The organism is Spirosoma gilvum (genome assembly GCF_054776815.1).
Map to the genome: position 1 here is coordinate 38,106 of NZ_BAAHBH010000015.1, position 25,112 is coordinate 63,217.

Here is a 25,112-nt window from a genome sequence, read left to right on the forward strand (position 1 = left end):
TTTAAGGCAGAGAAGGTGTACTTACAACGAGTTTGTAAGTTATGAATTGTACAAATCCAGCCATCGTAATGGCTGGATTTTGTTTAATTCATGGTTTGGGCAGATACGTTTATCTTTTCCTCGATTTGCTCTTTGTCCGTTTAACGGTATTCTCAGGCCCTGGTAAAACTATCCGCGCAAGAAGGCCATAACTTGTTAGACGGACAAGTTTGCCTAAATGAACTTAAGCATTTAGAGTCTTAGTAATTCCGATCGGCTCCATGGTTGTCCTCACCTTTCGACTGCAACGTCCCGTAGTGGCCAAGGAAATTTCGTTTAAGGGCAATTACGTCACTAAACGGTGACCACCGCCGTTTATGCCCGTTCACACTCTGGTTTTACCGGTCGACACGCTGTCGTATCACTGCAATACCTACCCAGATCCAACTGAATTGTAGCCCGTTTTAGCCGTTACCCTAAATAAAGTTGTTAACCAGTCCCCTACAATTAATCAACTCATTCAGTCGACAAAGCCTTATAAACTGATCTCCGGCATCGGATTACCGGGTCTTACACGTCTGTATCCGTTGAGATAGTCACCGGGTTTAGCGCCGCTACCAATTTCTGGACCAGCCGGTTGCGCCTAACAACAGACGCCAGGCCGTTTGATTCCAAGCCATCTGGGCACCCAATTTTTTTAGAAAATGTCACTAATGAAAAAAGCTGGTACTAGCAGCACCAGCTTTTATTATCTACTATACTCACGTGTATATAGGATCTCTACTCAATCGTATAATTGATTATGCAAACTTTATTTTTCTCGAACAGACGACCAAAAAAACTAGGGGAACGGCTGTAAAATTCACTCTTAACAGAATTATCTAGTAAACTTCGGCCCAGGTTGTCCATCGACTAGCATGCGAATACACTGGCAGTAAGGGTAGTCAAAGAAGTTTCCCCTATTCCATCCAAGTACTTTTTTACGCACGATTTAGCTCAAGTTATCGATCAACAAGCCTTACCTATGACCGCTGAGTACATAAACGGAGCAGCGTTCATTGGGTTTTAATCCTAAAATCACAACGTTCCAGTAACCTAGTTTCGATAGCCAACTAAAGGGACATCCATAAGGGCTTTAAAAGGTCATAAGCAAAAGTCATTTACCTACTATTGATTAGGTCATTAGTAGGAAGAAACGCCATGTAACGTACCACGTTGTGATTTGGTAGAAAATACTAGGTTAGCGGATGAACGAGATTATTAAGCTCATTCATTTAGGGGCTCGCTCCCAGGCTTGGTTTATTTCGGATACTGGATACTGCCTAAGCACTTCTCAATGGATGAGATCAGCGACATAGAGTTGAACAATCAACCAGACGTAAGCCAAAATGATATATTTTTTTACGAGCATGTAAACCACTAATGCGCCCAGGAATCGCACCCAATCGTTTTTAAACGTTAACCCAAAGAATTGCCCGTATGCTCTAGCTAAAATGACAAGATCAGCTAGGTTTGTGTAGAGCGGGGCGTATTGTTTTTGAAAATCGATCCAAAGCGCATGATCAACCCAAAAGCCGGGTACCAAGCTAATGACTCGTATCATCAAAATGACAAAATGACAATACATAGACAGAATAACATATTCCGTCAAGTTGTAGCTATATTTCCAGGAAAAACAACTGAATACACTAATCACAATCGCCAGGATCCCTAATGAAAAGGACCAATTACTGTAGGTTTGAATGATGGCAGTAATTTTTAAGGTATTGGTTGAGGTTGACGTCAAATAATTCGTTTTTGTGATCACAACTGCCAGTAAAGCAATGGACAACACCAATAGCTTACCAGGATGATAATTGGTTTTTCGCTTGCCGGCAATATATTCCTTCGCCACGATACCTGGCTGAGTTGCCAAACGCCAAGCGGAGTGTAGTGCTTGCGTTTCGAACAGGCGTATTGCTTCCCAAAGCTCTTGCCATAGAAAGGCCATCGACAGGCGTTCAGCCTTTTTTTGACCACAGCTTTGACAGTAGTCCCCAAACCGCGGCATCCCACAGTTTCGACAGGTAGCCTCGTTAAAAGCACTCGTTTCCAAAGACGGGATTTGGAAACGAGTCGGCTTAATAAACCTCCTACTCTCAGTTTCTTGACGCTCGCCTTTAATTGACTTTTCAGGTGTTGGCATGTTGAATTACTAACGGAAATCGTCTACCGTTGTACCGGTATAAAGCAACGGTCACCCTGATTGTTAAGTGGGCCGTATTGAATGGAAGAAATCCGGGCTTGAATCTGAAAAAAATTGCCCCCAATCGAAAAAAAATGAAAAGGGTTTGCCTCCCCTTTATCATTACTAGTTAGCTAAACACGCTATAAAATCCATCCATGGGGAGCTCATCACCCTTATCGGGTAAGTCAAAAGGTAGCCAAGCCAGCTAAAATGAAAAAAATAGTTGGTTAGTTCTGCCAACACCATCGCTTGGTAGCCATCCAATTAACGTTTAATGGCTGGGGAAGCGACAAAAATGAATCCGATCGAAGTTAACTAGAATAGAACCAGGATAGGCAGGGCGAAACTTTTACCTATACCCCAGATTATTCTGGTTCCCCTCCGTAATGGTGCCCTTGCCCCTAAATACCATCACCAACTACTCGTAAGCCAACGCATTGCTGAACACATCCCCGGTTGGATACAAATCTTTTTCAACGCTCGCTTGACCCGTTCAATACGAAAAGGGTGCAGTTCAATCTACTACTCTCGCCGCTCAGTCCAGCGTGGATAACAAGCAGCAATTCAGTCTGTTTTCTAAAAAAAGAATTCACTATGCCAATTATATCCTATCGACATTGGTGGTTAGCGCTGTGCTGGCTTTCCGTAGCTGGCTGTAGCTCAAGTTCAGAAAATACAACTCAAACAGGTTCATCCGACCAAGTCATTGGGGAGATTGCAAGCTCGCTGCAAGCATGCTCCTACGACGGGTCTCCGCTGACCATGGCCGTTAAGTCGATCTCCTTCACCTCAAGTGAGGAGGCGACTGATGTTGTTAATCAGATCATGCGGTACACAGGTCTTCCCCAAAACTTTGAGGTGATCGAGGCGAACGTACCCAATGCCGCAGCTGTTATCTTATTAGGTCAAGATAGTTTACCCCACCGGGTGATTGCTTACAATAAAGATTTCATGAATTTGGTGCGTCAAGCCACTCAGGCTAATAACTGGGCACCGATCAGTGTACTGGCCCATGAAATAGGGCATCATCTCTGCGGACACACAATTATGCCAGGTGGCAGCCAGCCACCGACGGAATTAGAGGCCGATAAATTCAGTGGCTATGTCTTGTATAAAATGGGGGCTTTATTAGCCGATGCCCAAAAAGCGATTCAAACGTTAGTGCCCGACCAGGACAGCCAAACCCATCCCGCCCGTTCTAAGCGCTTACTGGCTATCGAAGAAGGTTGGAAGCAGGCCTGCTCCCAGCAGTCACTTGAATGTAACGGTCTGGTTGCAGCCAAACCGATGGAAACAAAGCTGCCAGCTTCAGGTCCAACCCCCACCGACTCATCCACCACTGAGGGTAGACTGGAACCCGGAGTGGGCAACCCGAAGAATCAAGTAGCGACTATCCCCACTGTCAGCACAGAAAGTATTCCTACCAAGTTCGACCGCTTTGTGATCGATGAGCTGGGGGGAATGCATCCCGATGTAAAAAAACGGCTATCGGCGAATTTATTTAAGTTTGCTAACGAAAAGAATGTTGAAATTGTCGTTTTGGTGGCTAAAGACTTACAAGGTTTAAGCGCCGACGCATTTGCATTTCGCATGTTGCGTCAGCTACGTATCGGCAAGCTGGAGGTTGGCAACGGGGCTTGTTTGGTGATTGCTCCTAACCAGAGGGAGGTAGGAGTAGGTTTACTGCCGGGCTTACAGGTAGAAGTCGATGAGAACATGGTCAACTCGATCAAGAACTCCCTAACTTGGTTTGTGGACCACTACAAGGAGTATCCCCAAAATCCTAGTGCCAGTGAATTTATCGAATTAGCCTGTCGGCGGATTACGGATGCGAGCAAACATTGGGACTGGGTGATCCGGTTTCAGAGTTTAATCCAGATGCAACAGGTTTATGATGAGCAATTCGAGAAAGATTCACAGAGATCTAATGGGGTAGACCGGGATCCAATGCAGTCGCTAACCTGGCGTAAATTGGTGCGCACCACGGGCGTATTGACGTCAACAAACGGGATCAAACATAGTAAATTTAATATCCCTTCAGCCATACCCGCTGGGGGCCGTCAGATGGAAATAAAAACGGAGGATGGCCGCTACGCGGTTTTGTACGTAACTAAAGGAATTGAAGACATCATGCCGGTGAAACTGGAGGAAAACAAACGTTATTCGTTTGTGCTGCGGGAGACTGCCTTTCACTCCTTAGAATTTCAACTGATTAGCTACGATCTGCTGGAGTAAGCTCGAATTTCTAGGGCTGTATTGGGCAATAGAACGCCTGATCAGAGGCTTTGATTGACACCATCACTATGGCTACAGTACCTGGCGCCAATCGCTAAGCTTCTTGTTAATATTGGCTGTTAAGCAAGCGGTACACGGAGTTAATGTTGGTTTACTGTATGGTGCTCTCAACTGTCGCCAGTCGTCAGTGCCTTCGTATCTTTCAATCTGAACGAGCAGATGCAAGAGGTTCGTATAGATTAAATTCGGATCACCAAATTGATCCGCGACACTGTACGGTGTCCGATCTGATTCATCCCGTGAAACAACCCGGCCTGTTGCCAGGCGAATGATCTTATCCGGACGGTAAAACGCATCAAATCCGCACCACGAAAAAACTTGAAGGCGCCACGGTTACCCTAAACTACATAGCGTAAAGAGTTATTCTCCGAGCTCCTAAGTCGCAGACTTACCCCCGCCCGCACATGCATTCATAGGATATACGCTCAAGGTAAACGGGCGGTTGAAAGGTTTTATTGACTACTTTTTAGTCATTGAACGCTACATCGGGTGGGTAGAAAGTTTCAAGGCAAGCATCAATAGCAAAAACTTTTTAGATGAAACAGGGCCTTCTCCGTTGTATTGCTCATAACATTGCCGATTCGTTGGCTAGTGGCATCGGATTACTCATTGGTCTGTGCCATACTGATGTGTATGGTGAAGCAGGCCGCAGTTCAGAAGAGTTTATGAACGTGGATTTTTTAACGGGAACCACCATCAGCGGAAGACCTTTTGCTCTCCTCGCCAAATCCATTCGTTGTTATCGCGATGCGTTACCTGACTTGTAGAGAAGGCATAAAACGAATGTCGCCATTTTAAGAAACTTTCCGCGCAGTATTCGACTGATCTGCTGTATGGAAGACGGGGGGGTGATCAGGGTTGAAGACAGGAAGTGTCACCGGTCAATTGATGACTATGTTAGATTTCCGCTTAGACATGTAAAAATTTTAAAAACTGTCTGAAACCCTTTGGTAAAAGAAAATGGCATCCTATAAACAAAGACGCTCGCATAAAACTACATAAAATATACCCGACTACTTAATCTTTCAGCAACATCCAGAAGGTAAATGAACCATGCATTCGCTTCCATACAAAATGAAGCCACGACCCACGTCCTTTCCCTAAATCCGTTTAAAGCCGTAAACGAGCAGTTAATCTATATTTCACAAAAAGAGCTGGTGATTTATGTTTTTTATATGTTATTACTCGCTCCTCTTTTTGTTTTTCTGATCGTCTGGCACTATTTAATGCGAACAAGGCGGCTCATGGCAAAGGGCCATCAGGCGCAAGGTCTCGTGGTTGGATTTAAACCATTCTCAACATCACCTTGGGCAACTACCCAGGCGCCAATTGTTGAATTTACTACCTCGGCCGGACAGCTAATCACATTTACCTCTAAGATTTACAGATATCCTTCCAGCTACCAGTTACACCAACAGGTAACCGTGTGGTATCGAGTCGACGACCCTCAGGAAGTAACCTTAGACATTCGCAACGAATTACAGATAACTTGTATGATTACCGGTACCGTGTTTATTGTATGGATCATGGCTTGTTTGTGGTTAACGCTTGCCTGGCTAACTTAACATAAGGCAGACCACAATTAAATGTTCACCTGAGTAGAATTGCACTAATATAGTGGAGGATTTTAGTAGCAGTCAGTGAGTTGGTTAAAATATGGTGTTCCCCTTCAACTGGGCAGCCAGGATAAGCGGATGAATTTAGTAGCCGGTTTAAATTGGACAAGAGATAGCTTCGCCACTGTCGAACAAACCCGCCCAGGCATCCCACGAGCGAAAGCGGATGAACTGGTCCGGCCTGTTAGGCTGACTAGTAAGGAGATGGCTCGCATTCTAAATCTCTCAGAACGTTCCTTGCATGGACTTCGCCCCGAGACCCACCTGGATAGTAATGCCGCTGAACACTTAGTCGTACTGGAGATATGGATAAAACATGGCTTGGCTGGTTTCGATGGGCGGGCTGAAGTGCTGGGACGCTGGCGAGATGAGGCTGAATTCAGCGGTAATCATCACTTTCTGGCTCCTTTGCTGATTCAGCCTGATGCGTTTTTAGTCGGGGTACCTTCGGCTGTATTGCCAGATTCGTTCAAGTAGTTGGTGCATCCTCAGCATCCGCTCTTTGGCCAGGTTCAGATTGTTCGATATTTGTGGTTGATCTATAACTGCGGACAGTCTAGTAGGGTTATCGGTGCTAGTTCTTTCCCGCCCCTAGAAATCCTATTGCCATCACGACCTTACCCACTATTGATCATCAATTAGTTCGAAACGTTGCGCCGATAAGCTCCTACTATAGGACCGCTCAATGATTGCGTATCAAACGTTGTTGAAATTCCGGGGTTGCAATAGGGCTCAAGTACGAAAACCTGGTCTCAGTAAACAAAGCGGTTACCACTTGACAAGAGCACGTACCACCTTTTTTAAGATCATCGTTCACCCGAGCCAACGAGCTGACCTGGTGAACGAGTCAATGTCCCCAATGAGAAGAGACCCGATCAGTAGGCCAATTGGTTTGGTAAGTCTGTTGCCACTTCGGTGATCTAGCCTTGGCTAGTAGCCTGCCCTACCTACGGAGGTTGCATCGATTAGGACCTGTTTACTTTTCAATCTCACCAGTTAACCCTTCAATTTACGTCTCCTACCTTTCAACCAGGTTTGCTCAACAACACTGTAGCGATATGGTTTTCCTGGCAACCGAGCTAACTAATTTTTTGCTAGTACTTGGTTTCGGGAAGGATTCATTTCGTTAGCGCAATTTCCAGCAAAGTATGACACGTTTAGAAACCTTTCGGCATTCCACTTACCTTACGGGCTTAACCTTAAGTCTATGGGCTTGTAATGTGGGTTCCAGCAGTGACCAAGCGAATCAGGCTGACCAATCAAATCAAGTTGTTCAACAAATCGCCACCTCGCTCCAGGCCTGCTCGTATGATGGGGCTCGTCTGGCACTAGCCCCTGATAAACTGGCGCTCAACTCAAGTGCTGATGCCGATGAGGTAGTACGTGAGATTATGCGCTATACCGGTTTACCCCAAAATTTCGACGTGCTTCAAGCACAGGTGCCAAACGCTGCGGCCATCATTCTGATGGGACAAGATAGCCTGCCTCACCGGGTGATTGCTTATAACAAAACGTTTATGGATCAAGTCCGACTCGCTACCCAGCAGAATAACTGGGCACCGATCAGTGTACTGGCCCATGAGATTGGGCATCACCTTTGCGGACATACCATCATGCCAGGCGGCAGCCAACCTCCTACCGAATTAGAGGCCGATAAATTCAGTGGGTTTGTACTCTATAAAATGGGGGCCCTGCTAGCCGACGCCCAAAAAGCGATTCAAACGTTGGTACCTGACCAGGACAGCCAAACCCATCCGGCCCGCTCTAAGCGCTTACTGGCTATCGAGGAAGGTTGGAAGCAGGCCTGCTCCCAACAGTCGTCCGAGTGCAGTGGATTAGTAGCAGCCAGCCCAACTCGTCAGCCAGATTCACAACCGCTTAGTTCCTCAACCGTAACGGATAAGGCGTCTGGTAGGCCAGTTACCCCTCGTGATCCGACTGAGGATCCTACCGCTTCTTCACCAGCGAAAGCAGATATTTTGGCATCAGTAAATTTAGAAAATATTCCCACTAAGTTTGATCAGTTTGTCATTGATGAGCCCGGCCTAATCGAACCCACTGTCAAGCAGCGGTTAAGTTCTAAGCTCTATCAATTTACGAAGCAGAACAAGGTAGAAATTGTATTAATTATAGCTAAAGACCTACAGGGGCTAAGTGGTGATGCGTACGCGTTTAGAATGCTTCGGCAACTGCGGATCGGCAAATTAGACGTAGGGAATGGGGCCTGTTTAGTGGTTGCCCCCAACCAGAACCAGGTAGGACTTGCGATTGAGGCAGGTTTACAAACTCAGTTGGACCAGCAGGTGCGAACTGAAGAATCGATGAGAGAAAATTTAGAAGGTTTTTTGAAAAATTATCAGCGACATATTCTTTCCGATCAAACCATAAGTGGATTTTTGGAAACCGCTTGTAACTACCTTATGGATGCAAGTAGCCAATTGGACTGGACGATTCGTTTTCAAAGCTATAACGAAATAAAGCAGGAACATGACGCCCAGTTCAAAACAAACACGCCTTCACAAAAAGATCGAAATCCTTATAAATCAACCTATCACAAGTTGGTTCGTAGCCAGGGACTACTAGTTTCCAAGAATGGGTTTTCCCCCGTTGGCTATGAACTGCCGACCCCACCCAACGGGATGATAGGCATGGAGTTTAAAACCAAGGAAGGCCAAATTATTCGCTTGTATGTATCTAAAAATACGGAACAACTGATGACTTCAACGCTTGAGGAAGGTAAAACCTATTCTTTTGTGATGCGCGAAAATGTGATCGCTTTAGAATTATTCGATCTAATTAGCTATGATCGGTTAAATCCGTAAGGCCGTTGGCTGACAGGTTGAGCTAGTCAGTCCCGTCTTGTCTATGGCATAGGCGTATTTCTGCTCACCTTCCAGTAAAGCTATGGACAACCCTTCGTGACTAAACATATACGTGATGATCTTACCAATCTGGTGTAACGAAAGGTTCCAACCAGGCATGTGGCTAGAAAAACTCAGTCCTAAACCTAAATGCCTGGTCTTATTAGCGGAATTTCTTTTTTTAGCGTAATAACCTAAGTACGTTGACTGCATTTGTAGCAATTGACAAGCTATACCTACTCAAACTTGATGTAGGAGTGCTTAAAACTTATCGTCATTTGCGCAAACTGGTTTAGTAAATCCTGGCCCAGATTTCCGTAATAAACCGAACCATTTGTATCCAGAGGTTCTAGGGAAACCTCAACGTTTGAAAAAACGGGGTTCGCATTAAGCAACTGGAACGTTAAGGATGGCACCTTGAGCGCTCGTATCTTCTTTTCCCCCCCGGCCCCTCCTTGATGGATGAATGTTTCTTTACCCTCCTTTTGCAGAGCGTCTTGGTGAAGATGGTAAAAATTATCGCTAAAAATAGAAGTAGTTGCGCCGGTATCGAACGTAAACGGAAGTTCTTCTCCCTTGAAGGTTAAGTAGAGTATCGGCTTTAATAAATCCAGCGTCATATTCGCCTTATAAGCGAGAGCAGAGGCCTGCTTAGGAATGATCAGTTGTTTTTTTGTGAGGGTAAATTCCTCAAACTCTTTAATAATCGGGAAACCAATGATACCGTCAATTTTGTAGGCTCCGTTACCGAAAGACAAGGCGCTATCGGGAAAAACTAAGAATAGAGCGTTTTTCACGTGGACATTACCAATGGTTAAATGGTCATAAATGCCTAATTGAACCTCAGTAGGTGTACCCGTGATGCCCCCTTTAATGGAAACTTTTGAATCGGGAAGAATCGTAACGTTCAGGCGTTTTGCCAGGCTTGTCGTCAGGCAGGATATGCCTGCCCCCGTATCAAATACAAACGACAAAGACGTATCTTTTAGCTGAACAGGAATGCGCCAAAGTCCGGCTTTGTCTTTGGCAATGGAAAGGTGGGTGTCCCTTTGTTTGGTTAGATATTGTTTCGGTTGGTTAGCCAAAGCCTGCCAAATTGTAAACTCCTGGCTCATTCCCTCAACGTCGCTGGGGGAAAGGTAAGCGTTGAACGTGGTGATTAATTCATGAGCCGTTTTGGCTGCCCTGGCATAGGCAAAGGTTTTGACGTAGTTATCATGTTCAATCCGTTTTAATTGATATCCCAGTGAGTCAACGGTTGTCAAAAAAGGGGTAAGTTTCGCTAGCGCCTTCTGAGATAGCTTGCTTTTTCCTACCGCATTAGCCCAGAAAGCGACCACCAATTGTTTATCAAGGCGGCTAGCCGTGCTGCCTTCCACTTGGCTGGGTAGGGCTAAGTACCGTTTTTGGTTGATCAACGCAAGGATCTCTTTGTGCTGGCAGAATGCACCATTATAACCCACAAAAAAAAGGAGAAGAAAGCTAACTAAGCGCATAATAAAGCGTTTGGTCTTAATGGTAAAACCTTTTTTAAATGGTAAGCCGTTACGTGGTTGAATGGAATCTTACTTGGTTGTAAGGGACATAGTAACCGCTGAACAGATCGCCTAACCTAAATCAGTATTAGCCAGAAACGATGGGTTACTCATGAGTTGTCACCAGCTCCTTCCATCTCAGAGGCATAGAGGGATTATTTAGTGCCGCAGACGGACGGTGGCCCTACCCATAGCCTCATTCAGCAAACAGGCGAATGGGGTGATTGACTCAGAGCGAAAAGCAGCAAATTCATCCGTATCTCCGCGCTGAATTAATCATCGGCCGTACTCTTCGCACTGATAAATAATCCGGGACGCTTTTTTATAAATAGCTAAAAAACAAATCACGCATAATCTGCCCAACGGATAAGTCAGTAGGATACTCACTATTGAATTTTTGTTGAATCCAGGTGAATTGGCTACCTTCTTGAAAAACCTGCCGGAGCGTATCCACAGTATGTTTGTGTTTTTCAGCGATATAGTCGCGGTCAGCATCAGGGACCAAGATGATCTTTAAAAGGCAGAAGACCGTCTTGGTCCCTGATAAGCTGACCACAGGGCAGAGGTACTCAAACAGGAATCTAGATCGTGTACTCCGGGACTGTTTTAATGTTGATAAAGAGGCCTTTTTAGTAACCAGGGTTTTGCTTAAGGTTGGGATTCAATGAAAGCTGATCGTTTGGGATTGGGTATACATAATAGTGTTTGTCTAGGTCTTGCCCTTTAAACCGCTTAGGGCTGCCGAAGGTACCAAATCGTATCTGATCCTGACGACGGTGTAATTCCCCAGCCAGCTCACGGCCGCGCTCCGCCAGAATATCTTCAGCGGTCAGGGTTGCGAAGTTTGGCATACCAGCCCGGGCTCGAATAACGTTTATATCGGCTAAAGCACCAGCTAAATTACCTAACCGAAACCTAGCCTCCCCCCGCATCAGATAAACGTCACCCAACCGGAAAATAAGGAAGTCGTTATCCTGCTCGGTAAAGCTGTTATTCTTCTGGATTTCATATTTCTGATAACGAGCCCCTTGCAGGCGGCCCTCAGCACCAGCCGCCAGTACAAACGATTTGATTTCCGGGGTGATGACCATGGGCAACGCATCATCTTGTAAGGGGGTCCCGTCAGCTTTGTACTGCTGCCCAACAAGCCACATCTTTTTCCGAACATCCTTATCATCAAACGAATTATAGAATTCCGTAACGGCGGCAAAACCATTCCAAGGAGCCGCCCCAAGGTTATAGGTCAGTTGGTTGAGGTAGTGTAGCGTCTGCATCTGTGGGTGGAATCCACCGCGCTTCGACTTATCGAATGGGGTCGCCAGGATGATCTCCGGCGAACCTTGATTCTGAACACTAAAGTTGCTGAAGAAATCATTGGTCAATCTAAATTTACCTGAGTTGATAAGCGTATCACAACGCGTAATGGCGTCCTGCCAGCGAGGGCTTCCCGTATAAACCTGGGCGTTCAAGTACATTTTGGCCAGGATCATATCGGCCACGTACTTGTTCATCCGTCCGTAGTAAGCCCCACCAACCGTACTACTTAAATTCGGGCGAACGGCTAGTAGTTCTTTCTCAATAAAGTTGAACACGTCGGACCGTGTACTTTGCTTTGGTATTCCACTACTCACCTGATCGGCAATGATGACATTGCCAAACATATCCATAGCTTCGTAATGAAAAAATGCCCGTAACGCCCGCAATTCCGCTTTAGTCGCCTCATCTTTAATGGTTCCAAGTTGCTGGTTGATCGAGGTAATATTGTTATAACACCAGTTCCAGGGACCATTAAACTGTCCGTTATCCGTAACCGGGCTCCAGGTATGGGTGTACAAACGCAACCAGTTGTCACCGTCTTTCCAGTCCCCCCCGCGCGTTGGAACAATCATCTCGTCAGTAGTCGCATTCAGGTTCACTTTGTTACCCCAGTATTCGCCTAAACCAGTATAAATGGGGCCAATCAGGGCAGCGGCCTGCCCAGGTGTGCTTCCGAAAGTACCACTGGTCGGAATAACGTCATAGGTTGTTTCAGTAAGATCGGTACAGGCTTGGCCTGCTATCACCAAGGCTGAACAAACCAGAAATAATTTTATAGGTACTTTTTTCATAAAATCTTCAGTTAATGAGTTTCTGTACTTTGCCGATGAGTATGACCAACTAACGACTATCCATTAGAAGGTCAAATTCAAACCCGCCTGGAACGTACGCGTCTTGGGATAAATACCAATGTTGTTGTAGTCCAGCCCGAGGTTATTAGGGGCTTGCGCAATCCGTCCGTTATCGGTTTGCAAATCGCCTCTTACCTGTAATTCGGGGTCTACGCCTTTGTAGCTAGTGATCACAAACAGGTTGTTGCCCCCGACGTAGACCCGGGCATTGGTGAAATATTTACTGGCAGCCAGGGGGATGTTGTAACCGATCTGCCAGTTATCAAAGCGTACAAATGAACCGCTCTCCAGGTAATTTGTCGACAGTACGTTCACCCCGTAGTTGGGGGGAAAATCAGTAACCCCTTTCAGCATGTTGGTTTCTAGGATGGAACCTGGAATCAGCAAGTTAGACCGGGTATTGTTTAGAATCTTGTTGCCAAACACGCCCCGAAGCTGGAAGTTCAAGTCGACATTTTTGTAACGAAGGGTATTGATAAATGAACCCGTCAGGAAGGGCTGCGGGTTACCCTGTTTGATATAGGTACCATTGGCAATAGCAACGGCCGCGTCCGAGTTTTTATAGTCCGTTACCGGGGTATCGCCGGTACCTGGCTTAAGTAACACTAATCCATTTGCATTGTAGCCAGCGAAGGTGGGAACGTTGTTAAACTCACCCAGTGGCTGACCTGGTACCAGATAAGAGGCAAATACATCGGACAGGCCGCGGCCACCGAAGGGGTTAAACCGAACTTGACCATTACTAAACTGATCATTCGACAGGCTAACGATCTCGTTTTTGTTATAAGCCGTTACCAGCCGCGCATTCCAGTTGAAGTTTGCTTTTTGGATCACGTCCCCACCGAACGATAACTCAACCCCACTGTTGCGCATGGATCCTACGTTAGCCAGGATTACATTCGTGAAGTAGGTTACCCCATCTGCGGGAACAGAATAGGGGTACAACATGTCTTTAGTGAGCTTAGTATAGTACTCAACCGTCCCCGAAAAGCGGCCACCCAGTACCTGAACGTCTAAACCGACGTTTGTTGTCGTTAAGACTTCCCACTTCAGATTGGGATTCGCATTCTGAGTGATACCGTAGCCAGGTAAGAAGTCGCCCAACGACCCATCGTAGTAGGTGCCATTTTGCCCATATAACTGGATCGAGTTATAGGCGGCAATACCTTCCTGGTTACCCGTTTGTCCCCAGCCAAGGCGAAGCTTTAAGAGAGTAAGCCCATTACCCTTAGGGAAGAACGATTCGTTGGAAACTGTCCAGCCGGCACCGATCGATGGGAAAAGGCCCCACTTGTTGTTAGCCCCGAATTTTGAACTCCCATCCCTGCGCATTGTCGCCGTCAGATTATACCGATCGTTCATATTTAAGGTAGCCCGGCCAAAGAATGAAATCAGCTTTGACTGGTTGCGGTACGAGGTAGCGTAGTTATTACCGGGCAAGACCAACGTACCCGCCCCAAGGCCCAGGTTACTAAAGTTGATATCGCTGGTGACGAAGCCCGAGTTAGCCGCCCCGAATCCGTCATTATCAAATTGCTGGAAGGAATAGCCGGCTAATAACGCGAAGTTACTTTGGGTACCAACCTCTTTCCTGTAATTGGTGGTCACCTCCACTAATTTATTGTCTGATTCAATGTAGTTGCGGCTTGCGCGACCGTTATTTGCCGAATACGCTTTAATGGATGGATTCGTAAATAAGTTATTGACCGTGTTATCCCGTTGAATCTGTCCATTGACGCCGATGGTCAAGCCATCCAACACTTCATAGCGCAAGTTGATGCCTCCCTGGGTATATTTCTGAACCCCGGTATTAATCGCTCCTTCAATCATGGCCACCGGATTGAATAAGTCAAAGGCCCCTCCAACTTCGGCATAGTCCCCATTGGCATTACGCACCGGCAAGGTTGGCAAAAATGTTAAGGCCCGGTAAACAATCAGATCATTCGAGTACTTCCGGTTGGTCTCTGAATAAGACAGGTTATACTGAATACTTAACCGGTTGTCGAGCGCTTTTTGATCGAGATTAATTCGGCCGGTCAGCCGATCAAGTCCCGTATTTTTCACGATACCGTTCTGATTGATATAGCTCAGCGAGCCCCGGTAGCTAAACGACTGGGATCCCCCTGAAATGGCTAGGTCATGGTTGTTGATGGCCGCGTTCCGGGTTATCTCTTTCATCCAGTCAGTATTGTAATTACCGGCTGGAAATCGCTGCGCGTCATTAAGTGCTGCTGCTCCCTTGATCTTAGTAACTGCGTCCCGATAGCCGGGACCATCCAGCAAGTCGAGCGTATTCGAAATGGTTGATACGCCAATATAGTTGTTAAAGGACACCGTGGTTTTACCCGCTTTACCGCGCTTAGTGGTCACCTGGATGACGCCATTCGCCGCCCGTGAACCATAAATAGCAGCGGCTGAGGCGTCTTTCAAGACGTCCATTGATTCGATGTCCTGTGGCGCAATGGTCTGGATTGGAACGCCAATCATACCGTCAACTACGTACAATGGGTCAGATCCACCAGCTAAGGAGGTGTACCCTCGTAACCGCACCGTCGGCGTCTGGTTTGGATCACCTGATGGCTGCGTGATCACTAAGCCAGCTACTTTTCCTTGAATCGCCTGCAGCGGGTTAGGGTTTACCCCCGCATTAAAATCTTTTGCGCTTACCTGGGCGACCGAGCCAGTGAGGTCTTTCCGCTTAGCCGTACCGTACCCAACGACTACGACTTCATCAAGCGCTTTGGTATCGTCGGTGAGTTTAATATCTAGTCTGGAGCGGTTCCCAACGGTGACCTCCTGCGAGCTATAGCCAATAAAACTAAATATCAGCGTGGCATTGGTAGGCACATCGGCCAAGGAAAACTTCCCTTCTGCATCCGTGTTGGTTCCTCGCTGGGTACCTTTTAGCTGTACACTCACGCCCGGTATCGCCGACCCAGCCGCATCCGTCACGATACCGGTAACCGTACGGTCCTGGGCCCAGGCAGTTGAACTGTTTAACAGCAGTAGCATGGCCAGTAGTGGTAGGAAGCACATTAGCGCATTTTGCCTACCTGTTCGGGATTGGGTTGTCTTACCTTGGACTACGTTTCCACTAGACTGGTAAATCGCGTAGGAATGGTTTAGCATACGTGTACTAGAAAAAATAAAAAAGAACATGAAGTGTAAATTTTAAATGGTTGATCAAGTCCCTGAAACCCATTTAACCCTAGGATTGACTTGATAATCAGGCACCTTCACCGACTTAGTTTCCCACTCAACGAGATCGTCTTGTTGTTGGCTATACTATTATTCAGCCGTTTGCTCTGTAAAGGCTAAGCCGGGTTGGCTTAAAAAGTGGGCAGATCGCCCGCATCAAGTTGACCCGTGCTTAGGCTTCACTTTCAGAGTTAGGCACCCACAGGTGGAGCTTATTCCCACTGAGCGGGGCGTGCAGCCAGATGCGGGTCGACAACCGGTCATCACTTAAGCGCCTGGACAGGCCGACCGCTAACCAACAGCCCAAAAGGCGAATGCAGTAGATTCGTACGCGCTTCATGTAGGGTCAGCTGCTGAAACTTGGGTCAACAAATTGTTGGCAATGGTGCAACCTTTGCCAACAGGAATTTTTTTTTTTTTACTCAATCTCCTAATTTTCTGATTCAACCGTCGCTTTTGTTGACAGAATGGCCGGCCTAAGAGCGAAGGGCGTGGTCTAATTCGAAGAGGAGGCCCCTGCTGTTGGTTGATAGGAATAACCTGTTGATTGGAGAAAGTCACGAGAGGTGAATGAAACCAGCAGCGTTGCTGATTTTCCTCCGGGTTGGTGGCCTTAAGAAAGTTAGGGGCTTCCTAGCTAGGGAGTTGGCGATGCAGCCCAGTGTAGTAGAGCGCTTAGTCGAGGTCGAATGATTGGGGATGCTGGCCCCGGCGGCTTAAACTTAGTTGGTTCTGAACCAGGCTGTACCAGATGCTTAAGTCAGGCTCCTATGAAAATAGAGCTAGGTCTAAGGATTTCTTAACACCATCTTTTTGAGTCAGGTTAGGCAGGCGCTTGTGCGCTCAATGTAGCTAGGCGGGTAAAAGGTTTGATTTTGTGCACTCACAGCGGATAATTTGACCCGCTCATCAACTTACTTGCCAACGACAATCTGATGGCTATGTGCAATACAGGCCTGATTTGTTCCCTGTGCAGGTACGTGCTTATCGCCAATTTAGGAATTCGTTACATTCGCTAGCTTTGGATGGCGGGCCATTCACCTGAAGCTAACCCAGCTCGTCCTCACCCTTTCTACTAACCAGCCCCCAGGGCCAAAGCAGATAAACGATGGCAACCCAGGTAGTGCTTTATTGGCTTCCTCTGACTCAGAAAAAGGTGGACTACTTTGAAAAACTACACCTTATAGGCTGGTTGGCCGATAGAACTGCCAAATCTGGCGCTACGTCAGAAATAACTACCTTGGTTCGTACTGATCAACTGTATGCTATGGGAATAATCCAAGGGACCATTAGTCATCAATCAGGTACAGGCGTTATATACCTCCTAAAAATGGTGCCAAATTGGCACCATTTTTAGGAGGTATATAACGCCTGTACCTGATTGATCATCGTAATAAGCTCATGGCATCTAGCCGGGAAGTCGGTTCGATCCGGATCCAATTCACTGGCAATCCGAATAATCTGCTCTACGTTTGATTTTAACGTAAAGTATTTACTTGAACCAGATGGGGTAGACGGTTGTCTGGTCCTAACCTGCTTTACCTGAGCCAAGGATAACGGAGCAGAACCTGGTGGGACCGTTCGTCCGATTACCCGGACAACTTCCTTGGGCAATTTGGTGCTCCCTTTTAATACATTTTGTTTAAGCTCCGGGTCAAGCCGATCGATACCCTCCGAAAATTCTTTGTCCCGGATAATGGTACGAGGCGATACATTAAATTCCTTCGCCAGCTTCTCCCGGGTTCTTTGCCCCTTCTCACTAGACTCACTGGCGTCGCTATCGGCCAGTGTTGGACGCCCGGTGGCTTGACGTTCATTGCGGTATTTTAAGCCACGTAGGTAAGCCAACTGTTCAGGAGTAAGATTACGGCGGCCTAACTGGTTGTCAATCATAAATTCCCTCACGGCTTGCAGGCCCGGGAATTCCCGTAAGCTTACCTTAAAATCAAGGCTGTTCTGCTGACAGATTTGGTACCGATTATGGCCATCAATCAGTACATTGATCGGCGTATCCTCCGAGGTTCCTTCCACGACTCCTTTGGAGGTTTGCCAAATCAGTAGCGGTTCCCGACAGCCCTCGTTGCGTATATTGCGACTCAATTGTTCATATTCAGTGGTTTGTAGGGGAGGAATGAGGGCCTGCAATTCGTCTAGAATGGTAATGGTTGCCTTAACTTCGTCAAGCATGCTCTGCATGAGATTAGCCGTATTCCGGTGTAATACAGGCTTCTCACCGGTTACCGTTAGAAATTTTTTCATGGTGATTAAGCGGAATACTTGGCTAGAAATTCGTCAGCGAGTGATTGGTAATCGGTAGCACCATTCGAATCAGGTTGGTAGTCGAATATATCCTGACCGGCGTATTGCGATTCAGCTAAGGCTACATTTTGGCGGATTTCGGTCGAGAAAATAGGGTGTCCAGCCAAGTCGGCTCTAACCCGGCTCATTAGTTCTCGGTGTAGGACCAGTTTACTAACGCGGGCCATAACAATACCCGCTATGCTGAGCCGGGCGTTGAAAGATTCTTTAATATCCTGAATTAATTCGAGCAGGTTGTACATGCCCTTCACCGCTGAGGATTCAGGTTCTAAGACAATCAACGCTAAGGTGGAAGCGACCAGCGCGGAGTAGGTAAAAATATTCAAAGAAGGTGGGCAGTCGATCAGAATATAATCATATTGAGTAAGTTGAGCAGCCAGCGCATTCCGAAAGCGCAGCACCCCACTTGGGGTTTTGACTAACTCAGCTTCAGCCCGGGCTAATTCAAGATCACTGGGAATCAGGTGATAATTTTCCTTAATCGGTTTAATGGGTAAGGGCTCCTGTTGAATCAGTGCATGAAAGAGCTGACGTTCTGGATTGTGTACGCCTAAACTCTGAGAAAGATTTCCCTGCGAATCCATATCAATTAACAAGACAGATCGCCCACGCTTGGCTAACCCACGCCCCAGATTAATGGTTGTAGTCGTTTTACCCACCCCACCTTTATGATTGACCACGGCTAAAACTACGGCTCGTCGGGCCAAAAATTCATCAAGGCCATATTGACGTAAGACGGGCTCGAGTGCCTTTAGGTGGTCTTCATTCAAAAGCCGCTGGCCACTCATGGCTTTGGTTAAGGTCCCCGTTGGTAAGGCTGCTTCCTTATTTAATCCTGTTTTAGATAGGGTAGTTCGTTTTCTCAGGAATTTGATAACTTCTTCATGAGTAATCATATACGTTCAACTAGTTCCGCCCTAAATTTATACCAAATAAAGCTTTCTAACCAAAAAAAGGTATAGAAATAGACCAACTGATCATTAAATTCGCAGTAGTGGGTACCTTGACTAAGATCCATTTTAAGCCTGTAGCATAGCCGGCGCATTATATTGCCCAAGGAAGTTGTCCGGGAAACTGGCCGAAGCGTATCAGATTCTTTTCCGTCTTTATCTTAATCTGGTTGACCAGCGGGTATTCCAAACGAAGTCAATATTTGCTAAGAACCAAATCAGACTATTGTTCTAAAGAGATAGCGTAGCAGATTATGCAGATCGCTGTTAAGATTGACCAACTTCACAGTTAATTAACCTAGACATATTAGCTTGTAAAACAGGTACATTCCCCTCTTTTATCTACCAAGAAATGGTGCCAATTTGGCACCATTTCTTGGTAGATAAAAGAGGGTTGTAGATCATCAATCAAAACAGGCTTACTAGGCCATTCTCCTGTCTAAGTATGCTAGTGGTCCGCTCTACATGGAGGTAGTACTGAACCACCCTATGGGGCGATTCATCCCTGAACGGTGCTAGCGCTACCGTTTTAAAAACAAATCGAAAAGCCCCCTTTTCGGTTATAGCCCATCCGAGTGGTCAGTTGACTGCGAGTGGGGGAGGCAGTGAATTTGGATTGACATTACAGAAAGCAACGAGTTGTCTACCGGAGAACTTACTAATCAAACCTTTAGGTTACATTTACTTAGTATAAACCACGTTCATGTCTGCTTACAGGAGATGGCCTTCCACCATCAACTGGCGCTTGGGAACCGATTTGTTGGTGGAAGGCAAAGTCGTGATAAGTTACCCGACTATGACTTTGTATCTAAAACCCTAGTCTTTTTGCTGGGAGGACTGCTTTGGCCGCGAACTTTGTGAGTGCTGGTTTGACGACCACTGAAGAGTCCGTTTCAGTCACTTCCTACTGCGCTAACTGGTCCTAAGGTAGGCAACAAGCTAAACCCACAATTGGTCACCAGGGGAAAGTTTTGATTTCTCACGGGCTTGGTAACGCTAGCCTTTCTTTCCCTAGGATTTAGGTTTTGCCTTTTAGCGAAATTTTCTCGCTTAAACCATTGGTTCCTGCTAGCAGCTTGCCCCTTCCCCTGTCCGCTTCAACGCTAAAATCCCCTCTCCAATCAATCCCTTTTACGATTCAGTAACTTACATCAAACACAGACCGATCTTGGCCGCTTTCTTTTAGAAAACCATTAATCAACATTATGAAACACGCTACCTATTACGGCCTGATGGCCCTGACTTCAAGTTGGCTACTGATGAACTGCCAACGTCCCCAGGCTTATTTTCAACCCAGCCAACGGGACAACGTTGCTCAATCTTTAAACCGTTTCTCCCTGGCTGAAACTACTGCTCTCCAAAATACCCCATCCGCCCCGGCTGATGAACTACCCCAAGACCCCATTGACCAGTCTAGTCCTGCCCTGGCTTCGCGGTCTTATACACCGGCGGAGGTGTCGAAGACGCCGTTCGTTAACCGGTACAGACGGTCTCCTGCTTCGACCCAAACCCGGCCTCCGTTGGCTTCATCAACCCAACTTCAAGCTGCTTCAGTATTGACTTCCTCCTCAACCAGCTCGGAGGTACGCCGGCCCCATCGCAAGAAATCACTTTCACGAATGGTTCGGCTTGGCCTAATCATTGGAGGAGTCGGTTTGCTTCTGTGGATCGTTGGGATTCCTGTGATAGGCTACCTTGGCCTGTTGGCAGGCTTAGTCCTAGTGTTAGTGGGTTTGATCAACGGCTAACAAATGGTAGAGTTTCACTGGCGGCGATTCATAACCAAACTGAATTGGTTAGGCGGGTTACTTTTTGTGACAGCTTGCGTTCAAGTTCACTCCAAACAGGAACCCGCCACCGCTTCCCAAGCCTTAGCCTTAGTGGGAATTAGCACAAAACCCGCTCCTGAAGTGGTAGGTTATCAGTTTGAAGCAGGCCTTGATGACTACATGTCGTTAATCATTCGGGTGCCCAAGTCAGAATTGGCAGCGTTTTGGGCCAACTCCCCTTGGCCAGACCCAGTGACACGCCATCCGATGTCAGCCGAGCTATCGGGATTATTTTCTAAAGTTGACAAAGCGGGAGGACTCCGAGCTTGGCAGTTTGGGGCCCGCTCGACGATTGGTTACTACGCCCAAAGCCCTCTCCAGTCGACCTGCTCGGTAATTTACCTTTCTCTTGATAAAGATCCCCAGTTTGCTATTGGCTATATCCTTTGGTATGAGTTAGGGTAGACAAAGGCCTAAACTTATTAACAAATAACCCTTGGCTTACAAGTTTTTTGTCCGAGTCGTAGCTTCCTGACTAATTTCTTAGACTTGTTTCCCTGAGGAGTTGCTGGGCTGAGGTTACGCGAAACGACTCAATCGGTGGGGGATTCCTCTAAAAGACGATCCCTAAACTTTTTGCAATGTTTTCAGAAAGGTGCCCCAACTTTCTGAAAACAGGTATCCCCACTCCAGTGAACTATCTATATCTACTACTGCTTCAGAGCTGGCCAGTTGGTAAGGTAAACGAATTAATCGAAGCATCCGGGTCGGTCAAGAGGGAGACTTCGTCAAGTTTAGTCTAGAAAATCCCTTATCCACTCTAGTCAAGAAAACCACCCGACCATAACCTGGAATCCATGTTGCCGCTCGTTAAGGTATGAACCTGAACTACGACAATTCCAATTCTTTGGTTGTGTAGAGTTTGAGAAGAGCATGATCGAATTGTTCAACGATACCGTGTGCCGGATACGCTTGTCCCGCCTTCATCATTGATGTCTCACCCCTTGCTCAGGTCATAGAAATCGGAGCATGAGTAGTATAACATCACTAGGCTGCTCTCATCGATAGGCTACCGTTCCTCGATTACTTTTGAAAATCAATATAATCAAACTGTTTCTCATTAAAAATTTTATTAGTAAAGTTTCCCGCCAAATGGTACCACCCACTAAATCTATTTCGCTTCATGAGCTTATATCTAAACTTATGATAAGATACAAGGGGGGTTTGTGTTCCAATTTTTTACTGGTCAATACGGATTCATTACCTTCTGGTTACTTATTTAAAAAGGGTTATACGTAAGTTTTTGAATTTTAAGCCCAAAATATTTTACAGTCAACCTTTAATTTTTATGAATCATTTCTACAACCTTTTTAAGGTAAGGCCAATACAGTTAAACTTAATCCTTTTGGTCAGTCTGTGGATGGGTTTGCTAAACAACTCTTGGGGCCAGTGTAAACAATTTTTACCCCCGGCTACTTATCCGAGGTGGACTGACGGGACAGGAGCCTTAACTGTCCGGTCATTCGATGTAAATAGGGATCAAAAAAAGGACTTGGTTGCAGCCACCCAAAACGGTAGAATTTCCGTAGAATTTGGGAATGGAGACGCAACATTTCGCCCTGGAGTCTCTTCATCTATTGGGGGGCTTCCCCCGTCGCAATGGAGTTGGGGGATGTGAATAACGATGGGAAAATTGATGTAGCAACGGCTAATGCCTATCAAGGTTACTCAATCTTGTTGGGAAATGGAGACGGTAGATTTACTCAATTTTCTACAACTAGTTATCCAAGTTACGTAGGTAGTGTTGCATTGTCAGATATGAACGTCGACGGCAAACTAGATTTAATCCTTCAGACGGGAAATAGTCTTACCATTCGTTACGGAAGGGGTACTGGTAGTTTTCCAGACTCCACAATCTACAACCTAAACTTTTCACCAGCGAATATCACTGTAGGAGAATTTAATGGTGATAACAAACCTGATCTGGCCATTGGAAGCAATGAATCATCCGATGCAATCTGTGTTATGTTAAGTACAAACTCAGGTACATTAATACCTAATATGTATAGAATAGGTCATAGTTCTCCATGGATTGCTGTAGGTGACTTTAATAACGATGGTAAGCGTGATCTTGCAGCTGCGGGTGCAAACACGGATAAAGTATCAATTCTATTAAATACTGGAAACGGTTTATTTCAAGGACCAACCAACTTTACCGTTAATACGAAGCCTTATCACATTGTAGCTGCGGACCTTGATTCGGACGGAAAATTAGATTTATTTACGGCAAATGATTATAACGTTAGTACCTTAAAGGGAAATGGAGATGGTACATTTCAATCTCCAACTTATTATAGTCTAGGTTCTTCTCGAGGTCCTGTTTCAATTGCTTTAGCAGATTTCAATGCTGATAATACTATAGATGCCGCCGTTTCAAATTTTTACACAAAAAACTATTCTGTGTTCATCAATGGCCGCTCGCCTTCTGTTACAGTCACTGATGCTTCGCTTTGTCGGCCTTATCAGATGGAAATAGATTTAAACACTCTAATAAGTGAGGTTTACCCTTCGCACGCTAAAATCACATTTCATCAAACTCTTACTGATGCCAATGCCGGTACGAATCCATTGGCGCAAACCACAGTTTCTCCTGCAACTACGACCACCTATTTTGTTCGCCTGTCATTTCTTCCTTATTACGTAGATTGCGCCTTGGTAAAAAGTATTCAAATTAAAGTTGGCACTACCCCAATCGTTAAAATAATAAGTGGAGAAAACCAATCTATATGTCAAGGTGCTGTAAGCCAGCCCATATCGTTCAGTAGCAACACTCCCGGTGCTACCCTTACATGGAGAAACTATAATCCCCAGATAGGTCTGCCTATTAGTGGCACTGGAAATATTCCTTCTTTCATAGGTCAAACCTCTGGTGTTACAACTTTCTCTCTGGTTGCTTCCACAGACATTTGTCAAGGCTATGAAACTACTTATCTGCAAGTACGGCCATCTCCCCTAGTCAACCAACCCTTAAGTCAAAGCCTCTGCCAAGGCAGTCTAAGCCAGCCTATTACCTTCAGCGGCACCAACCTGGCAGGTACGACCCTATCCTGGACCAACTCCAACCCCCGAATTGGCCTGCCCGCCAGTGGCACCGGTGACATCCCAGCCTTTACAGCCCTTAATAACGCCACCAGTCCCATTGTGGCTTTGTTTACAGTGACCACTTCCACCAACAGCTACGGCTGCCAAAGCCCGCCCCGCACCTTTAGTATCACGGTCAACCCCTTACCTCAGGTAGCCACCCCAACCAGCCTCAGCGTCTGTGACGGCACGTTGCTACGGCCCATCGTTTTCTCGGGCAGCTCCGTAGGAGGCACCACCTACCGTTGGACCAACGACACCCCCCTGATCGGCTTGGACACCGCCGGAGTGGGCAACCTACCCGGCTTTGTGGCCAACAACCCTTACAATGTTCCTGTAACGGCTTCGCTACGGGTGACGCCCTGGTCCAACGGCTGCCCGGGTCCGGCGGCCAAGTTCAGCATCACCGTTACCCGCTGTGAAGCCCGCCCCGCTGCCGGCCGATTAGCTGCAGGAGCAGTAGGCGAACCCGGACCAGGCTTGCAGGTGGAGGTGGGCCCCAACCCCACCCAGCAAACCTTGTTTATTCGCATTCGGGGCGTGCAGGGGCAAGCCTTACAGGTGCGTTTAGTCAACCCCATGGGTCGGGATGTTCACCAGCAGGGCATCGAGCAGGCTGGGGAAGAGGAAAGTCTGGCCTGGGACCTGAGTCAGCATCCGTCAGGGGTCTATCTGCTGCGGGTCAACAGTTTGACTTCTCAGCAGAGCAAGACGCTGAAGGTAATCCGATAGGTAGTAGTGGGCCGCCGTGGCTACCATGCATCATCCCCAAGTTTTAAAGATAACTCGGTAGGTATTAAAGAGAGTGGTGCCACCGTAGGGTAAAGCGATGTCAGGATAGACTGGCTTCACTTTACCCTTCAATGGAACCATCTTCGTCGTAATCCTTTTCGCTTCTCAAGGACAGTAATCTAGCAGTAACACAGATAGTTAGGCTACCAGCCTGATCAAGTAGAGTTGGTCAACACCCATTGGCGGGGCGACTGGATCGTCAGTTCCTTCTTGCAAAAACGCCAACTACTCACAATCTACCACCGAGGGGCGTACGCTTACA

Annotated in this window: 15 protein-coding genes and 1 pseudogene; 9 read left to right on the forward strand and 7 right to left on the reverse strand. The window is 46.6% G+C overall.

Annotation, left to right across the window (positions count from 1 at the left end; translation table 11 throughout):
• Window positions 1-1,312: 1,312 nt before the first annotated feature.
• Window positions 1,313-2,164, reverse strand: coding sequence for a DUF3667 domain-containing protein (locus ACYVFD_RS30470; RefSeq protein WP_461094394.1), 852 nt, complete (start codon window positions 2,162-2,164; stop codon window positions 1,313-1,315).
• A 498-nt stretch (window positions 2,165-2,662) separates the two neighbouring features.
• Between ACYVFD_RS30470 and ACYVFD_RS30475 the strand changes: the two genes are divergently transcribed.
• From ACYVFD_RS30475 to ACYVFD_RS30495, 5 genes are all read left to right on the forward strand, one after another.
• Window positions 2,663-4,441 (forward strand): TPM domain-containing protein, encoded by a 1,779-nt coding sequence (locus ACYVFD_RS30475; protein WP_461094395.1) that lies wholly within the window; start codon window positions 2,663-2,665, stop codon window positions 4,439-4,441.
• 596 nt (window positions 4,442-5,037) lie between these two features.
• Window positions 5,038-5,268 carry a hypothetical protein gene (locus ACYVFD_RS30480; protein WP_461094396.1) on the forward strand — a complete coding sequence of 77 codons (231 nt, stop codon included), beginning with the start codon at window positions 5,038-5,040 and terminating at the stop codon, window positions 5,266-5,268.
• Window positions 5,269-5,547: 279 nt separating this feature from the next.
• Complete coding sequence (locus ACYVFD_RS30485; protein WP_461094397.1) at window positions 5,548-6,066, forward strand: DUF3592 domain-containing protein; 519 nt, start codon at window positions 5,548-5,550, stop codon at window positions 6,064-6,066.
• 75 nt (window positions 6,067-6,141) lie between these two features.
• A complete protein-coding gene (locus tag ACYVFD_RS30490) occupies window positions 6,142-6,594 on the forward strand; it encodes a hypothetical protein (RefSeq protein ID WP_461094398.1) in 453 nt (150 codons plus the stop codon).
• Window positions 6,595-7,265: 671 nt separating this feature from the next.
• On the forward strand, window positions 7,266-8,939 hold the full coding sequence (locus ACYVFD_RS30495) for a TPM domain-containing protein (protein ID WP_461094399.1): 1,674 nt from the start codon (window positions 7,266-7,268) through the stop codon (window positions 8,937-8,939).
• Here ACYVFD_RS30495 and ACYVFD_RS30500 read toward each other — a convergent pair.
• From ACYVFD_RS30500 to ACYVFD_RS30525, 6 genes are all read right to left on the reverse strand, one after another.
• A complete protein-coding gene (locus ACYVFD_RS30500; protein ID WP_461094400.1) occupies window positions 8,928-9,098 on the reverse strand; it encodes a hypothetical protein in 171 nt (56 codons plus the stop codon). The genes ACYVFD_RS30495 and ACYVFD_RS30500 overlap by 12 nt on opposite strands.
• Window positions 9,099-9,214: 116 nt before the next feature.
• Window positions 9,215-10,474 (reverse strand): aspartyl protease family protein, encoded by a 1,260-nt coding sequence (locus ACYVFD_RS30505; RefSeq protein WP_461094401.1) that lies wholly within the window; start codon window positions 10,472-10,474, stop codon window positions 9,215-9,217.
• A gap of 668 nt (window positions 10,475-11,142) precedes the next feature.
• Window positions 11,143-12,621 (reverse strand): RagB/SusD family nutrient uptake outer membrane protein, encoded by a 1,479-nt coding sequence (locus tag ACYVFD_RS30510; protein ID WP_461094402.1) that lies wholly within the window; start codon window positions 12,619-12,621, stop codon window positions 11,143-11,145.
• A 63-nt stretch (window positions 12,622-12,684) separates the two neighbouring features.
• Entirely contained in the window at window positions 12,685-15,810 is a 3,126-nt protein-coding gene (locus ACYVFD_RS30515) for a SusC/RagA family TonB-linked outer membrane protein (RefSeq protein WP_461094403.1), read from the reverse strand.
• A gap of 1,422 nt (window positions 15,811-17,232) precedes the next feature.
• Window positions 17,233-18,138 (reverse strand): hypothetical protein, encoded by a 906-nt coding sequence (locus tag ACYVFD_RS30520; RefSeq protein WP_461094404.1) that lies wholly within the window; start codon window positions 18,136-18,138, stop codon window positions 17,233-17,235.
• A 5-nt stretch (window positions 18,139-18,143) separates the two neighbouring features.
• On the reverse strand, window positions 18,144-19,094 hold the full coding sequence (locus ACYVFD_RS30525; protein ID WP_461094405.1) for a ParA family protein: 951 nt from the start codon (window positions 19,092-19,094) through the stop codon (window positions 18,144-18,146).
• A 1,259-nt stretch (window positions 19,095-20,353) separates the two neighbouring features.
• On the opposite strand from ACYVFD_RS30525, the gene ACYVFD_RS30530 reads away from it, so the two are divergent.
• The 4 genes and pseudogenes from ACYVFD_RS30530 to ACYVFD_RS30545 all read left to right on the forward strand — a co-directional run bounded on the left by ACYVFD_RS30530 (window position 20,354) and on the right by ACYVFD_RS30545 (window position 24,790).
• A complete protein-coding gene (locus ACYVFD_RS30530; RefSeq protein ID WP_461094406.1) occupies window positions 20,354-20,896 on the forward strand; it encodes a hypothetical protein in 543 nt (180 codons plus the stop codon).
• Window positions 20,897-20,962: 66 nt separating this feature from the next.
• Window positions 20,963-21,382: a hypothetical protein gene (locus ACYVFD_RS30535; RefSeq protein WP_461094407.1), complete on the forward strand. Its 420-nt coding sequence runs from the start codon at window positions 20,963-20,965 to the stop codon at window positions 21,380-21,382.
• Between the two features lie 1,194 nt (window positions 21,383-22,576).
• Window positions 22,577-23,338: pseudogene (locus ACYVFD_RS30540) on the forward strand (FG-GAP repeat domain-containing protein); the annotation flags it as partial.
• 105 nt (window positions 23,339-23,443) lie between these two features.
• Window positions 23,444-24,790, forward strand: a complete 1,347-nt coding sequence (locus ACYVFD_RS30545) for a T9SS type A sorting domain-containing protein (RefSeq protein ID WP_461094532.1) — start codon at window positions 23,444-23,446, stop codon at window positions 24,788-24,790.
• The last annotated feature ends 322 nt before the right edge of the window (window positions 24,791-25,112 follow it).